Origin of the sequence: Caballeronia fortuita, assembly GCF_001544835.2 — a bacterium.
GTDB lineage: Bacteria > Pseudomonadota > Gammaproteobacteria > Burkholderiales > Burkholderiaceae > Caballeronia > Caballeronia fortuita.
Genome location: NZ_FCNX02000009.1, coordinates 266,170 through 281,885 on the forward strand (window position 1 = coordinate 266,170; position 15,716 = coordinate 281,885).

Here is a 15,716-nt window from a genome sequence, read left to right on the forward strand (position 1 = left end):
TTAGGTCATTCTTAACGCGAATCGCCCGATGACTGGCATCTGTCTGCCGACGGGCCTCTACCTCGCCATGCCGAGCCCGTCCCCCGACTGAAGCACCGCGCGCCCGGCGGCCTTATTCGGCCGCCGGCGCCGGCGTCACGGCCGGGCCTTCGTATCGCCGCGCCGCCGCGCTCAACTCGGCGGCGATCCGCGCGCGCAAATGCTCGGGCGCCAGCAGTTCCACCGTCGCGGCATGTCCGAGCAGCAAGTTGCGCAGCGCCAGCGAAGGCGTAAGCGTCGCGGTCAGCACGAAGCCGCCAGGCTCTTCGGTAGTGCGCTGATCGCCGGCCAGCCGTGCGGCGCGAAACGGGCTGCGCACGCCGTTCGGCTCGGTCACGCGCAGGACCACCGGCTCGGGCGGCTCCGGAAACCATTCGAAGATCTTTTCGCCGCGAATAAAAGCGGCCAGATCGAAGCCGGCATCGCGCTGCATGATGAAGCCGCGCGACTGCACTGTGGAGATGCGGTCCATGCGCAGCAGGAACGGGGCGCCCTGCGCGCCGCTCGAACGGCGCAGGCTCACCACCAGATACCAGAACGGCGCCTTTTCCACGATAGCGTAAGGCAGCACCAGGTAATCGCGCAGCTCGCCTTCGGGCACATCGGCGGTGCGATAGGCGATGGCCAGCGATTCGTCGCGATACAGCGCCGCGCACACCGCATCGAACACCGCGTCGTCGACTTCGGGCGCCAGCATCGGATAGCCGGGCTCAACCCGCGCGGTCTTGCCGACCCAAGCCTGCGCGCTGCGAATGCGCGAATCCGAAGGCGACATGCCCAATACGCGATTGGCACCCTCAAGATATTCCTGAAAATCGCCGATAACGCCGGGGGGAACATGGTGTCTCGCCAATTGGCGCAATTTCAGCAGGGCCAGTGAAAGATCGACCGGCGGCCGCATGGAATCACGCGGACCGCGCGCCAACAGCGTCCATTGGGTATTGCGGCCCTCGCCATCGCGTTGGATCAAACGGGCGTTTTGCAATTTCACAAACAGGCGCCGCACGGTTTTTTCGCCCAATTGCGGCAAACGCGCCAGCACCGCGCTTTTGAGTTCGCCCGAGGGCCAGGCGCGTTGCGACTGCGACGCCATGACGTCGAGTACGGTTTTTTCTTCGAGTGTGAGCATGAGTGGAGCGGATATCTTGGTTCGAACACGCGTGAATCCCGAGCATGCTGCCATATCAGGCCGCGAATCGGACATGCCATGTCCAGATCCGGATTCACAATGACCCGACTTGAACGCGAGACACTCGCCGGCGCGAACCCGCGCCGTCCTTCGATTATCGCAGTGCCTAGTATCGGCTCAGCCACGCCTTCAGTCAGGATCGACGAATGAATAACGAATACCAGAAAACCCTTGTCCAGACCGTCAGCGTCTGTCCGATCTGGCCGGCCGAGGCTACTCAGAAAATCGGCCAGATGATCGGCGAGATCAATCAAGCCAATACCATCATGGGCAATATTTCGGCCACCGCGCAAAACGCTGCGATCAAAGGTGGTTTCGCAGCCGAAACCTTTCACGCCGAATCCTTCAATCTCGATGCGATCCTTAAAGACAAGGACGTGCGCGCCTTCACCGACGGCTTCAGGCAAACCCCGCTGACCCGCAACGATCCGACCCACGACATCGTGGTGATGAAGGACGGCGAGCAGGTGCTCGGCGCGCAACTGAAGTATTTCAAAGACGCCGACGCCACTCAGAAGGCCTTCCGTTCGACCCGCGACGGCGTTCACCATTACGAGCGGGCCGACCGCTTTATCGGACCGTCCGATCAGATCGAGGGCATCCAGGCGTCCGCGCACAAGACCGTGCTGAAGAATGGGCAGACCCGCCCCGAGGTGGCGCGCGCGGCCAAGAAGGTGCGCGACAACACGGCCGGCCAGATGGAGGTGGACGGCGTGCAATCCGCCCCGCTCAGCAAGACCGAGGCCGAGCAGCTCGGGGCCGGCACGCAGCAAGGCAAGGACGTCCACCAGCGCATGCAGGACGGCTATCTGAACAAGGCCACGGTCCGGCAGAGCCTGCGCGCGGCCGGCTCGGCGGCCATCATCACGGCGGTGACGGCCGGCTGCATCAACACCTTCCAGAGCATCAAGCTGGTGCGCGACGGCGAATTGAGCGCCGAGCAGGCGGCGCTGCGCATCCTGCGCGACACCGCGATCGCGGCCGGCGACAGCGCCCTGAAGGCCGGCGCGGCCACCGCCAGTGTAAGCCTCGCGGCGCGCTCGCTGCCATCGCTGTTCTCGGGTTCGGCGTTCCAGTCTAGCCTGGCCAGCGGCGCGATCGCCGGCGCGACGGTCTGCGCCGTGGACCTGGTGCAATGTCTGGTGTTGTTCGCGGCCGGCAAGATGACGCGCGACGAGTTGGAAACACGCACCGGCAAGAACATCTTCCAGACCGGTGCCGCCGTGGTGGGCGCCTCGGTGGGCGGCTCGATTGGCGCGCTGGGTGGCCCGGTGGGCATGCTGATCGGCAGCCTGGTGGGCGGCATGATCACTTCGCTGGCAATGAATATCGCGCTCGACAATCATCTCGAGAAACCCTTCCAACTGACTTTGGCGGCCACCGAACAGGTGGTGGCGAATGGTTTGGACGCGCATGGCGCCTTGCAGTACCTGACACGTTCGCAAGCGTATTTCGCAGAGTTTCATCAGGGGCTCGTGTTGTCCGAGCGCCATTTCGAGCAGCAAATCAAGACCATGCAGGCGCAACGCACGCGCCTGCAAAGCAAGATCAACAATCTCTGAGATATCACGATGAATCAAGCCAGCCTGAGCGAACCCGCGCAGATTTTCGGGGTGCCGCTCGACAGTTCGGAACTCGCGGCGATTAACGGGCTCGTCGAAAAACACCGGGCCAATGCCACCGTCACGCAGCAATTGGCGATAGACGCCTCAAGGCTCGTCACGGCCAGCCAGGAGCGTCTGGCGCGCCAGTCGGAAGCCGGTTTCTTCAGGCGCCTTGCGCATGCTGTTAGCGGCAGGACCAGCGAATACCAAGCGCTGAACCAGGCGGACATGTTGCAAATGCAGCGCTTTTCCTGGCATTACCTGCAGCAGTTGCAGCACCAGAACCTGATCACGGCGCAAGGCATAGCGGTGATCCGCAACAACCTCGGTACGATGAACGAAGTGATCATCGAAACCCGGGATTTTCTGGAACAGGCGATCGACCGGATAGATCAGCGCCTGCGCCATGTCGAGAACAACACGAGTTTCAGCAATTGGGCGCTCAATATCGAAGCCAACAAGCGGCGCTTCGCGCCGATCCCCAAGAACCTGCTGGTTCTGCGGCTTGCCTATGATTTCTTGCGCCAGCATCCGGGCGCGATGCTGACCGGCCGCGACGTCGGCAATTACGTCGTCACCACGCTGGAAAAGCTCGGCGTGAATTGCGATGAATCCCTGCGCCTGCTCGATTTCATTAATGATTTGATCGATCAGATCGGCGTGGTGGGCCTCGATCAATACCGCGCCACCGTCGCGCTGTCGACCGACGCGCACGACATCGATTCGGCCTATATCCAGAAGTCGATTTCCGGCGTCGGCTTCAATGCGCTGTATTTCTTGGCCGATCACTACATGAAGATCGCCGACATGATCGGCGATCCGGATCTGTGCGCCAGCGACGCGGCGCGCGAGAAAATCATCGCCAAATTCTTTAGCCAGGAGCTGAACGGCCTGGCCGCGACCTACAGCATTCGGGATCTGATCTGCGAAATCATCGGCGGCGGCCAACTGGCTATCGCGGTGTATCGCGATCAGCACGGACTCGACGTGGCGCCCGAGGCGCCCACTCTGGATACGGAAGCCGCGCCGGAGCAGATCGCGCTGGTGTCGTCGCTGCCGGACATCACCGCGCACACTGTCCTCGATGCGTGCGGCAGCCACCAAGCCAAGCGCGATTACCTGCTGCTACTGGCCTTGTGCGTGGACAACGCCGCGGCGCTGAACCGCCCGGCGCGCGAATTCATCGCGCTGCTGGCAGACCATACCGGCGCGCCCGAGCTGCTCCAGGACGTGCTCGCGCTGGCCGATGATCCGCGCAAGGCGCTGCGCTGCCAGCCGATCATGCAGGCCCTGCTCGACGACGAGAACAAGAAAGCCACTTGGCTGCTCGACGCCTTCTTCCTGTTGACGCTCGCGCAAAAGCCGATCGAAAGCCCGGCGATCAAGATCGTCCTCGGCCTGCTCAAGCCGGCGAATCTGAAAGACAGCCTGCCAAACCTGTTGCTGATGGTGAACGGCGAGGACCCCGCCGCCGTGCTCGAAGCGGCCCAGCAGTTGAACGCGAGCACGCAGGGCTGGAAGAACCTGGTGCGCTACCGCGCGCTGCGTTTCGAGGCCTGTTATTCCGAGGTGCTCAAGCAGTTCAGCGTGGCCGGTTGGGCCAATCTGCAGATCATACTGGAGGTCAGCAGCGTGTCCATAAAGGCCATGGAGTATGCGTACTACATGCCCTCTTCCGACGGCGGTTTCCTGAGCGGCCTGGTGGATAAGGCCGGCTCCGCCGCCTACAGCCTCGGGCGGCGTTCCGCGCTGTCGAGCCTGAACGAACTCCGGAAGAAGGCACGCGATTTTTTGTCGGAGCACCAAACGGCGCTTTACGCGGCGAACAGCCGGATTGCGCGCTGGAACCTGCCCAAATTCGAATTCTCGGACGACATCGCCTATTCCGATTACGTGCTGGACGACTCCACCGACAACGAAGACTGGGGCGACCAGTTCCAGCGCTACTACAACCAGATCGATCACACGCTCAATGCATTTTCCAGCGTGTGCACCGAAGCCGCCGAGCAGCTCGAGTTCTTCGTCAAGGGCGATTTCGATTCCTCGGTCATCGCAATGAAGGAACGCAAACGCGTGGAATGGCAGCAGAAGCAGGCATTGGAACAGTTGGAGAAGCAGTCGGTGGCCATCGTGAAGGATGGCGAGCCTTGCCTGCTCGGCCTCGAATGGCAGCAAGTGGCGCAGCCGCCGTTCGAAGCGGAGAAAATCACTCACATCCGCACCGACGGGACAATCTGGCTTGTGGTGGCCAGCATCGATTCCAAGGACCGCTTCTATCGCAGCGAAGACGGTTTGCAATGGCAGGAGGTGCGGCTTGATGCGCCCGAATGCGAGGTCAGCCTGAAGAAGCTCGAGATCGTCAACGGCGTGTGGATCGTGTGGAACCGCTCGTGGTTGCGCGGTCCGCGCCCCGAGGGCTTTTATTACTCGCGCGACGCATTGAATTGGCAACACAGTGCCGGCCCCGCGCCCGCGAACAACAGCAATCTGTCTCTCAATGACGGGCACTTGTCCTATCAGGACATCGTGTATGTCAACGGCATGTGGCTGTGGACTGCGACGAAATACCGGCGTTACAGCTATGTCGAAAAAGGCTTCTTTTCCGACACCACCAAGTCGGGCTCCTATGCGCAAACCCTCGTTTTCCGCGGGGCTGATCTCGCCGGCCCGTGGGAGCCCTGGGATCAGACGCCGCGCGCCGACGAGGGCGTGGAGATCGAAAGGATTTGCGCTCTGCCCGGCAGTAATAGCTTGCTGGCGTTCTGCAAATACGACTGGTCGTACATGCGCGACAAAAAGAAGCCCGAGCAGCCGCCGTTCGTCATGTATTACGGCGCGGCCAAAGCGTGGCAAAAATGCGACTGGGACAGCAGCTCGCGCTACTCCGCGTCCAGCACGACATCCGTGCACCTCGGCTCGGGCGGCGGGCTGATGTGCGTCGCGTCAGAACTGTTCGCCTCCGACAAAGGCTATACGTGGACGCATCGCGACACGCCGATCCACATCGGCCAATGCTTCGCGCTGCAAGACGTGAGCCTGATTACCTCGAGCAGCGGCGGAACCATTCTGGTGAGCCAGGACGACGGGCTGAGCTTCAAGGAACTACGGATGGAGGATGGTCACTGGAATCACCTAACCGCCAACGACACGAACCTGCTGGCCGTGTACTGCGAGAATCGGCATGAAGAAACTATCCTGCGCATCGGTAGCTATCGCTACCTGTCGCCGCAGTCCTGATCCGCGTTGAACCCTGCTGGACCACGCGGCCGCCGTTAGCGGCCGCGTTTCATTCTGTCTCCGTGATTTCTGCGGACTCGCATGCTTCCCCCCGCTTCCGGACACGGCGCGTCCAGTTGCGCACCTAGCATTAAGTCAGTCACGCACTCAGGCGTTGACGCATCCCCTCACCGGAGTCTAAAACCATGCCGTACAACAACTCAGCACTCGAAACGCTCGCCGCCTTTGCCATCACGTTCGCGGCAGGCATGCTCTCCAGCATCGCGTTTGGGAAATACGTCGACAAGGTGCGTCGCGATGCCATTGATTCGGTATCGCGCGCGGCCTGAACGCGGCGCCCTCGAGTCGCCCAGAGCCGTGCATGCATCGATCGCTTGCAAGACCGCCACCGCGCCCAGGTCGATGCCGACGCCATGCGCTGGATCGACCTGACTTTCCTCGGGTTGATGCGGACAACGCGCGGCGCGTGGCGCTCGCTGAAACGGCGCACGGTCGGCAGCGCGGTCCCGGCGCCCAGCGCCCACCACCAGCCGCGTCACTGCGTCGAGCAAGCGCTGACGGCGTTCGGCCTGCGCGCGCGAAGCGCTCGACCCAGTGGTAATCGCCGAACATCAGGTTGTTGGGACGGGCCAGTCGCCCAGCAGCCGGCAGCGCGCGTCGTCTAGCTGTGGCGCGAAGCAGGCGGCCGACCAGGCATCGTCGATGAAGGCCCCGGCGCACTGCAAGGCGTGGGTGTCATGGGCGCGGCCCAGTCGCGCAGGATCTGGAAGCCCGCATGCCGCTCAGTGGCCCGATACAACGCCAGGCGGTGCCTGTGGAGGCCCCAGGCGAGATGCGGATCGCGTGCGAACACGGCCGGACTGGCGATGTCCTCGAACCAGAATCCGTGATGGAGCAATGCCGTATAGGCGGTCAGCGGCAATTCATGGCCCCACGCGCTTTCGGCGCATCGAACGGCCGCTCCACCTCGATATCAGGTCGTCTGGGACATCGAGCCGTGAGCGACCGCTCAGGGTCGATCAGCGACGGTTGTGGGCGTTAGCCTCACCTTATGGAAGGCGTGCCGCCCGGATCTTCTCCACAACCGTGTCAGCAGTTTTCACTCAGCTGGCACAGATCTCACTTTTTGTGTCGCCCGAAAGGATCCGCGCTCTGGCTCAATGCGCGTAAAAAAAGCTCGAAAATGGAGGAGGGCGACAACGCTCGAGCGTCAGCTTTCTCTGTCATTCCTCCTCCCTCCGTGCTTTTCGAAGCGTCGCCTCCAACTGGTCGGCCGTGTAAGGCTTGCTAAGCGCGCTGCGGAATGATTTCCCGGTGTACGCTTTCAGAGCACGGTGCGAGACAGCCCTACCAACGTCGTGCGACTCGGGAGCGGTACCCTCAGCGAGATCATGCCTCTGATGGGCAACGATGAGGAACTCGGCACCACAGGGAGGGCGAAAGCGCGAGCAGCCGATTGGGGGATTTTCACACTATCAAGGTCGGTGCAGCGTAGTAGGCACGAACGGCCCGACCGATCTGCTTCCTTGTTTTTCACGGGAACTGCTTCTTTCTTGAACCAAACCGAAAGGCGAAGATTACAAATGGGGTTACGTCACAGGAGAAGAATCGTGGAACTTTTTCGGATGGTATGTATGGTATTGGCTAGCTTTTTTGGAGTGCGCAAGCGCGCGAACCACAAAGCGGACTTGGCTAACGTCAACATGGTAATGCTTCCGTTCGTCGCTGTCGTACTCGCGTTGCTGATTGGGATGCTCATTTTTGGGGTTGTGCATTTAGTTGTGGACGGGGTGAGTTCGTCGCAAGGTTTCTAAGGTATCCCTTAAACAGCGCCCATTTTTCACCCGGTCAATCGTGCACCGACGGGTCATCGAGGATATCAGCGAAGATCTTTACTGCGCGCTCATAGCGGGCGTCCCATGGATGGCCGAAATTGAGTCGCACGCAGTTCTGGAAGGAATGTCTCAGCGAGAACAGTGGCCCTGGGGCAATGCTGACCCCGCGCTCAATGGCGCGCGAGTGCAGTTCCATCGCTCGTATCGATTGCGGGAGCTGCAGCCACAGCATATAGCCGCCGTCCGGTCGAGTCCATTTGATATCGTCGGGCAACCACTTGCGTAGTGCTTCTTCCATCTGCTCCAGCTGTGCCTGGAACGACGAACGCAGACTCCGCAAGTGCCGGTCGTATCCTCCATGTTGAAGGTAGTCAGCAAGTCCCGCCTGAGCCGGTATGCAAGCTGACAGCGTCGTCATGAGCTTAAGCCGTCGCACCTTGTCAGCAAATCGGCCTGCTGCCGCCCATCCAATGCGATAGCCCGGTGCGAGAGTTTTCGAAAACGAACTGCAGTGCATGACGAGCCCCGCGGTATCGAATGCTTTTGCAGGCAGGGGCCGCTCGCGACTGAAATGAAGCTCTTGATAAACGTCGTCTTCGATGAGAGGAACCTGCTTCTCCCTCAGCATTTCGACCAAAGTACGCTTTTTTTCCATGGTCAGCGACGTGCCCGTTGGGTTCTGAAAGTTAGGCATGAACCAGCACGCTTTGATGGGATGTTGCTCCAGCGAACTCCGCAGTGCGTCGAGGTCTAACCCCGTGACCGGGTCTACTGGAATCTCGACCGCCCGTAGGTCCAGTCGCTCGATTGCCTGCAGCGCGGCATAGAACCCCGGCGCCTCGACGGCTACAACGTCGCCTGGCCGCGTCACAGCCATCAGGCACAAATTCAGCGCCTCAAGAGCGCCGTTTGTGACAATGATTTCGTCCGCACCAACGGCGAAGCCCGTGCCGATGTATCGCAGTCCAATCTGCTGGCGCAGATGGTCGCTGCCCGGCAGGTCTTCGACAGTACTCCAAGGGCTGAGCGACCGCGTGCCCGCGACCAGGGACTTCAAGAGCCGCGCTGATGGGAAGAGTTTCGGCGAAGGAAACGCCGAACCAAAGGGCACGATATCTGGGTGTCGAGTCGACTCCAGCACCGAAAACACCAGGTCGCTAATGTCGACCTTCTTCGGTGAATCTTCCCTGTTGTTTGTAGCCGGCGTCGCACCTAGGGTTGCGCCAGGTGCGACGAAGTAGCCGGCGCGCTCCTCGGCGCGCACTAGGCCCCACTGCTCGAGCAAGTAGTAGGCGCGAAATACGGTTGTCTGACTAACGCCATACTGCGAAATAATTTGGCGCAACGACGGGAGCTTGGTTCCGACGGGAATATGTCCCGACCGAATCTGTTCTGCCAAATTATTGGCAATGGTCTCAAATCGATTCATCTCTCGCTCTTATAGACCGCCGATATAGGTAACGCGTCGGAGGGCGCAGACGCCGCGCCTGAACGCCATATCGCGGCCATGCTACCGGAATCGGCGGCAGGTCGAGGGGCGCGACGCGGAAGCTCCGCCTGCTGCGCTGAAATCGCCGCCATCTGCTGCTTCCTGCTTATCGTCGAACCGTCTACCGTAGCCGTTTGGCCCGCGCGCTGAGCGCGGTTAAAGCATGACCGGAGAGGTTTCTCGTCCATGTATCGTTACACCCATTTCGACAAAGAATTTGTTAGAAGCCGTGCAGCCCAGTTCCGCGACCAGTTGGAGCGTTGGCAAACCGGGCAACTGATGGAAGACGACTTCCGCCCGCTGAGACTTCAAAACGGCTGGTATGTGCAGCGGCACGCGCCGATGCTGCGTGTAGCGGTTCCCTACGGGGAACTGTCCAGCGCACAGTTGCGTGTTCTTGCGCGCATTGCTCGCGAGTACGACGCGCCGGCTCGGTCCGTATATCGAAGCGCCATGGATGCGCAGGCGAAGCTCGGGTCAACGCAGCTACCAACGAACACCGCCCATTTCACGACGCGCACAAACGTGCAATACAACTGGATTCCGCTTGATCGGGCAGCCGACGTGATGGACCTGCTTGCCTCGGTCGACATGCATGGTATTCAGACCAGCGGAAACTGCATCCGAAATATCTCGTGCGATGAGCGCGCCGGTGTAGCCGTCGACGAGATTGCGGACCCGCGACCTTTCGCGGAGTTGATGCGGCAGTGGACAACGCTCCATCCGGAGTTCGCATACCTGCCTCGTAAGTTCAAGATTGCGGTTACTGGTGCCACTGAGGATAGAGCAGCAACTGATTGGCACGATGTCGGACTTCGGTTGATTCGCAACGACTCCGGTGAGCTAGGTTTTCGCGTCTCGGTCGGTGGCGGCATGGGTCGAACGCCAATGATTGCAAGGGTGCTGCGTGAGTTCCTTCCCTGGAACCAAATCATGAACTATATCGAGGCGGTCGTGCGCGTGTACAACCGCTACGGCCGGCGGGACAACAAGTACAAAGCACGTATCAAGATTTTGGTGAAGGCCGAAGGGCAGCGTTACATCGACGATGTTGAGGAGGAGTTTAGACAAATCGTTGAGCTCGATGGCGGTCCGCATACCATACGGCAGGAAGACCTCGATAGAGTCACCGCGACGTTCGTTTCACCCGTGACAATCAACAAGTCGATCGGGCGTTCGCCGACGAAGATCCCGGTCGCTTCCGGCCGGTTCGAGCGGTGGCTAGAGCGAAACGTGGCGCCTCACAAAGAACCGTCACTGCGCATCGTGACACTGTCCTTCAAGCGGCTCGGTCAGGCGCCGGGGGATGCTTCGGCGGAACAGCTAGAACGGCTCGCAGACTTGGCAGACCGTTTCTCCGGCGGCGAAGTGAGGGTGACTCACACGCAAAACATCGTACTGCCATGGGTCGCCGTCGATGACCTTCACGCCTTATGGCAGGCCGCCAGTGACCTTGGCCTTGCGAGCACAAACATCGGACTGGCCACAGACATCATCGCCTGTCCTGGAGGCGATTTTTGCGCGCTCGCAAATGCGCGTTCCATTCCCATCGCCCACGCGCTCGCCGAGCGGTATCAGGACATCGACGAACTGGATGACATCGGCGAGATCGACGTCCACATCAGCGGGTGTATCAACTCTTGTGGGCATCACCACAGCGGGCACATCGGCGTGCTTGGCGTCGACAAGGATGGAAAAGAGTGGTACCAGATTACCCTAGGCGGTGCAGACGGCAGTCAGGCCAGCGGACCGGCCCAGCCGGGGAAGGTCATTGGCCCGTCCTTCTCTGCCTCTGAGGTACCCGACGCCGTTGAAGCTATTATTTGCGCCTACCGCGACCTGCGCGAACGTCGGGGACACGGTCGTTATGAGCGGTTTATCGAGACGTTACATCGAACAGGCCTCGACCCGTTTAAAGTCGCCGCTAATGGCGCTCGAGCAAAAAATGAGGTTACCGAGTGAGCAGTATCCCTCGCTTGAAGCTTATTGATGCGTGCGCGGCGCAAGCCGACGACAAAAGGCGCGTCCTGAGATTGAGCAATGACGCCGACCCGATGACTTTCGTGGATGAGTTAAGCGGCGTCGAACGAATCGAGTTGGCCTTCCCGCATTTCACTGACGGCCGCGCGTATAGTCAGGCTTACCTTCTGCGCCGAAGAATTGGCTTTTCAGGAGACATTCGCGCCACCGGCGACGTGCAAATCGACCAACTGCTTCAAATGGCGCGAACCGGCTTCTCCAGCGCCGTGCTGAACCCGGGGCTCGACTCCGCGGACGCTGCGCGGCACCTCGAGCGGTTCACGGGCTTCTATCAGCGGGATCTAGCTGGCAACTAAGGCGTCGTGAGGAGGCACAAGCTTGGGTTTGGTTCACACCGCCAGGGAGGTTGTCCTGTTATACGATGCGCCTACCATCGTTCTGCAAGACCGCAAGACCTACAGCAAACAAAAAAGCAGGGGCCGTGCTCGCTGCACTCTTGGAGACATCGCGTCCCTGTAACCTGCGGTGTTCTCATGGCGGCCATGCGTTCGAGTACACAGGTGAGGGCGTCGCATCGCATGATTTACGAGGGCAATTTAAGTGCTTGTATCGAGCCTTTGACGTACCACCCGTTGAAGAATAATTGTTATTTTGAGGGATTCAAACATGAGTAAAGTCACCCGTGCTGGCGGAGAAGGAAACGTAGGCGAGCCCCAAATTGCCAACCGGAGCAGGAACCAGGAACAGTCGTCTAAGAATCCCAGCTTCCTTCTGGTTCACGGCGCATGGCAGGCTGGATGGGTTTGGGATGGCGTCGTCGCGGAAATGAACGAGCGCGGATTGTTCGCCAAAGCGATAGACCTCCCTGGAAGCGGCACGGATACAACGCCTGCGAGCGAGGTCTCCCTCGCTGCCTACGCCGAAGCAATCATCGCAAGCGCGCGAACACTGCCGCCAGGTCCCGTCGCGCTCGTTGGACACAGCATGGGCGGCGCGGCGATAACCGCGGCGGCAGCAAGCGATCCGGAGCTTTTTGACCAGCTCGTTTATCTATGTGCGTTTCTTCCTCAGCGACAGCAGTCGGTAGCGGAGCTTGTCGCAGAAGGCATGGAGATGACCGGCGGAGTCGGGCCAGAATTCGAAATCGCAGAAGAGGGACGCGCCTCGCGGCTGTTGCCGGCATCGATTAGAAATAGCTTCTTGCACGATTGCGAGCCCGGCGCTGCGGAGCAGTACGCAATGAGATTTACGCCTCAAGCAATGAAGCCGATCGTGGAACCCGCGTCGTGGTCTACAGGGTTCGAAGCCATTCCGAAGGGTTATATTTTCTGCACCAAGGACCGTGTGCTTCCTGTTGCGCTTCAGGAGAAAATGGCAAGCGCGGCAGGCGCAGGCGCTATGTATTCTTTGGAAGCCGGGCACGAACCTTTTCTTTCTTGCCCGGGACTCGTTGCTGACGCGCTAATTGCCCTGAGCTCCAGTTTCCTAGGCTAGCGTTGGTTGTGATTTGGAATGAACGGCGGCGGCTCATGGGCAGCCAGATAATGGTTAGGTCGTTCGATGATGCGTAGCGACCTGCGAGGTGCGCAAGGGTCTGCACGCTATTCCCGTAGTGCGACGGGCGCCATTTAGACGTCGCTCAGGGTGCGCTTGATTGTTTCGCAAAACCATTGCTGGGCCGCCGAATCCTCGGCGTGCGGATACCAGTACAAGTTTACTTCGAACGCGGGAATTTGAAACGGTAAGGGCAAAACCTTCATTTGTCCTTCGCGCGCATAGGCTCGCGCAACCCTAGTCGGCAAGGTCAAAACCAGGTCGGTCGTGGCGATAGAAGAGAACAGGCTTGTAAAGTGCGGCACGCGGAGCACGATCTTGCGAGTAAGGCCCATCTCGCTGAGAACGTCTTCGACAAGATGGTGTCCTGTAAATGGCGCGACGACTACGTGATTGGCCGCAACAAATTCTTCCAATGTCAGCGTATCGCCAATCGTTGGATGCGAACGACTCACCAAACACGAGTAACTCTCGTTGAACAGGGTCGTTTTTCTCGCTTCTCCACCTACATACTGCTGGTTTCCAACGACAGCGTCGACGTAACCTGTCTGTAGCCATTCCGCTGTGTGCGAGCTAACAATCTGCACGATTTCAAGGCCCACTGACGGAGCAATGCACTGTAATTCGCGTACGAGAAGCGGAAGAAAGTACAGTTCGCCCAAGTCTGATAGCGCTAGCCGGAAAGAGCGCTGAGACGTGGTGGGATCGAACTTGGAGGTCGCTGAGATTGCCGACTCAATGCTATTGAGGGCATTCTTGAAAGACTTGAATAACTGCGTCGCGTTGAAGGTGGGTACCATTCCATCGCGCGTGCGGGTGAATAACGGGTCTTGGAGCATGTCGCGGAGCCTCGTGAGCGAATAACTCACTGACGGCTGAGTGATGTTCAGCCGCTTCGCGGCACCGCTAACACTCCGTGTCTCGTATATTGCAACGAACGTTCGAACTAAGTTGAGGTCGGTACTCATGGTAGCGCTTTTATAGATACCATCTATTGTACAATGAAAAAAATCATGACTGGCCTTATCCGCGCTCGGCTTATCTGATGCAGGCAGAGCAATGGACAGACGTACCGGAATTTACCTTGGGCTCCTAGCTGTCGCACCACCCGAGTTCTGGCTTAGCCGCCGGCAGCGCGCCTGTCTCTAGGTTGCATTCTTTCCAAAACTTCATTTCACAGAGCGCAGCGCCCGTCCCCGTAAGCGGAGGAGGCCCGCCGTGCGCGATGTCGGTCGGCACAGCAAATGGCTTTTGCTGAGCATTAGCGCAGTAACGGTACAAAGGATTGCTAATTGATATCCCGTGAACTGGATGACTCTCCGCGCAGTGGAACTGCTGCGGCACGACGGAAGTTGCGCCGCAGTTTTCCGGGCCGCCGCGCACGACCTCTGACGTTCCGACAGCGATCGACAATATAACTAGCTAGCAGGTAGAGTAAGGTTCAACGTCGTTCATTCGCTCAAGCGCATCGCAATGCGCCACATATCGCACGAGTTGACTCACTTGGGTGAATGCCCTGATATCCGGCGTCATCGTACATATCCGTTTCTTCATCCATGCAACAGCGTCTGTGCCGCGTAGATATCATCCACGTTCGCCGCGGTGCTGACGACGGTATGAACGAGGGCCGTTTCTGCGAGTAGCAATGCCACTGTCTCAAGCAGGTGCCGACAACGAATGATTGTAGCTTCGTCCGGCAAGCGCGTCATGTCGCCACCAGGCCCGCGAAACCAAGATACAACGGAACATCGGATACAGACTCTGCCATCGCTGGGTCCGACACGCCAAACCATTGAATAAAGTGAATCTGTAACATCGTCGCGCCACCAATCGGCGCTCGTGCAGTGCTACGCTTTAAGTAATGCGGCTCCATCAAAGCCAGCTTCGACGACGGTATCACCCAACCCATCGCGTTTAAGAACTCACTCTTGCAAGTGCGCTTAGTTGAAAAACCCAGTACAAGGTGAAGTTACGTCATTGCATCACTGCGGTTCCAAAACTTCGATCCAGGTGATGCATGCCTCGGCTAATAGAGCAATTCGGCAGACATTCGCTAGACGAGCGCGGCCGCAAGCTTTGACCTGTTCGTCACTCCCTTCTTTGTCATCACTCGACGCAAATGGGTACGCACAGTCGATGCTTCAATGTTGAGTATGCGCGAGATTTCCTTGTCGGTACATCCTGTGGCAACGAGTTGAGCAACATCGTTTTCACGCTCAGTAAGGTCCGCTGACGAGCATCGGCGACGAGTAAGAGCACGTCGTAAGAACGGCTCAATGCCGTCGAGAAGTACTTTGTCGCGGTCCGTGAACTCGGGTCGAGACTGTGCTCGCCAAATTCTCAGATCGCCGATGTGCTTGCCGCCGTCAAACGAGTGAACGTTAATGCCATGATGCAGGCCATCGCGTCGCAGAAAGTCGTTATAGAACTCACTGTGGTCAAGGTCATGCCGAGAAATCACTTCCTCGACGAAAGTGGCAGCCCCTCGTTTCCTGAGCGTGTCCGTCATCGGATCGTTATGCTGAAACCAAGTCTCGTAGTGGGACACATGCGTCTTATCGACGTTGTAGGAGATTCCATTGACCCACAGTCCAGAACGCTGGTCGTACTCAAACGACGCACAATAGTCGGCGCGTAGGAGCTTTGTGATGGAAGGAAGGACGACGCCTCTGACATCGACAATCGGTCCCAACTCTTCGAGCAGCGCAACGATGTCGCCGAAAAGGCGCATTTCGTCCAAAGTGATGTCAGAAACGGAAAGATTCACGAGAGACCTCTACAGCTGCGTG

11 protein-coding genes and 1 pseudogene are annotated in these 15,716 nt (G+C 59.2%); 7 read left to right on the forward strand and 5 right to left on the reverse strand.

Annotation, left to right across the window (positions count from 1 at the left end):
• Positions 1 to 112 precede the first annotated feature (112 nt).
• Entirely contained in the window at positions 113 to 1,168 is a 1,056-nt protein-coding gene (locus tag AWB77_RS19140; protein ID WP_061136013.1) for a helix-turn-helix transcriptional regulator, read from the reverse strand.
• A gap of 206 nt (positions 1,169 to 1,374) precedes the next feature.
• Between AWB77_RS19140 and AWB77_RS19145 the strand changes: the two genes are divergently transcribed.
• The 4 genes from AWB77_RS19145 to AWB77_RS19155 all read left to right on the forward strand — a co-directional run bounded on the left by AWB77_RS19145 (position 1,375) and on the right by AWB77_RS19155 (position 7,883).
• Positions 1,375 to 2,790: a hypothetical protein gene (locus tag AWB77_RS19145; protein ID WP_061136014.1), complete on the forward strand. Its 1,416-nt coding sequence runs from the start codon at positions 1,375 to 1,377 to the stop codon at positions 2,788 to 2,790.
• A gap of 9 nt (positions 2,791 to 2,799) precedes the next feature.
• Positions 2,800 to 6,069: a PIN domain-containing protein gene (locus tag AWB77_RS19150; protein WP_061136015.1), complete on the forward strand. Its 3,270-nt coding sequence runs from the start codon at positions 2,800 to 2,802 to the stop codon at positions 6,067 to 6,069.
• Between the two features lie 185 nt (positions 6,070 to 6,254).
• Positions 6,255 to 6,398 (forward strand): hypothetical protein, encoded by a 144-nt coding sequence (locus tag AWB77_RS36410; protein ID WP_167354156.1) that lies wholly within the window; start codon positions 6,255 to 6,257, stop codon positions 6,396 to 6,398.
• Between the two features lie 1,281 nt (positions 6,399 to 7,679).
• A complete protein-coding gene (locus AWB77_RS19155; RefSeq protein WP_061136082.1) occupies positions 7,680 to 7,883 on the forward strand; it encodes a DUF2970 domain-containing protein in 204 nt (67 codons plus the stop codon).
• Positions 7,884 to 7,917: 34 nt separating this feature from the next.
• Here the strand turns inward: AWB77_RS19155 and AWB77_RS19160 are convergent, their stop codons facing one another.
• Positions 7,918 to 9,333: an aminotransferase-like domain-containing protein gene (locus AWB77_RS19160; RefSeq protein ID WP_061136016.1), complete on the reverse strand. Its 1,416-nt coding sequence runs from the start codon at positions 9,331 to 9,333 to the stop codon at positions 7,918 to 7,920.
• 246 nt (positions 9,334 to 9,579) lie between these two features.
• Here AWB77_RS19160 and AWB77_RS19170 point away from each other — a divergent pair, with 246 nt between their 5' ends.
• From AWB77_RS19170 to AWB77_RS19180, 3 genes are all read left to right on the forward strand, one after another.
• Positions 9,580 to 11,355: a nitrite/sulfite reductase gene (locus AWB77_RS19170; RefSeq protein WP_061136018.1), complete on the forward strand. Its 1,776-nt coding sequence runs from the start codon at positions 9,580 to 9,582 to the stop codon at positions 11,353 to 11,355.
• A 14-nt stretch (positions 11,356 to 11,369) separates the two neighbouring features.
• A complete protein-coding gene (locus tag AWB77_RS19175) occupies positions 11,370 to 11,729 on the forward strand; it encodes a DUF934 domain-containing protein (RefSeq protein WP_244158578.1) in 360 nt (119 codons plus the stop codon).
• Positions 11,730 to 12,039: 310 nt separating this feature from the next.
• Positions 12,040 to 12,867, forward strand: a complete 828-nt coding sequence (locus AWB77_RS19180) for an alpha/beta fold hydrolase (protein ID WP_061136020.1) — start codon at positions 12,040 to 12,042, stop codon at positions 12,865 to 12,867.
• A 134-nt stretch (positions 12,868 to 13,001) separates the two neighbouring features.
• On the opposite strand, the gene AWB77_RS19185 is transcribed toward AWB77_RS19180, so the two are convergent.
• From AWB77_RS19185 to AWB77_RS19190, 3 genes and pseudogenes are all read right to left on the reverse strand, one after another.
• Positions 13,002 to 13,895, reverse strand: coding sequence for a LysR family transcriptional regulator (locus tag AWB77_RS19185; protein ID WP_061136021.1), 894 nt, complete (start codon positions 13,893 to 13,895; stop codon positions 13,002 to 13,004).
• A 530-nt stretch (positions 13,896 to 14,425) separates the two neighbouring features.
• Positions 14,426 to 14,884, reverse strand: a pseudogene (locus AWB77_RS36905) (transposase); the annotation flags it as partial.
• 96 nt (positions 14,885 to 14,980) lie between these two features.
• Positions 14,981 to 15,694: a helix-turn-helix transcriptional regulator gene (locus tag AWB77_RS19190; RefSeq protein ID WP_061136022.1), complete on the reverse strand. Its 714-nt coding sequence runs from the start codon at positions 15,692 to 15,694 to the stop codon at positions 14,981 to 14,983.
• Positions 15,695 to 15,716: the final 22 nt, after the last annotated feature.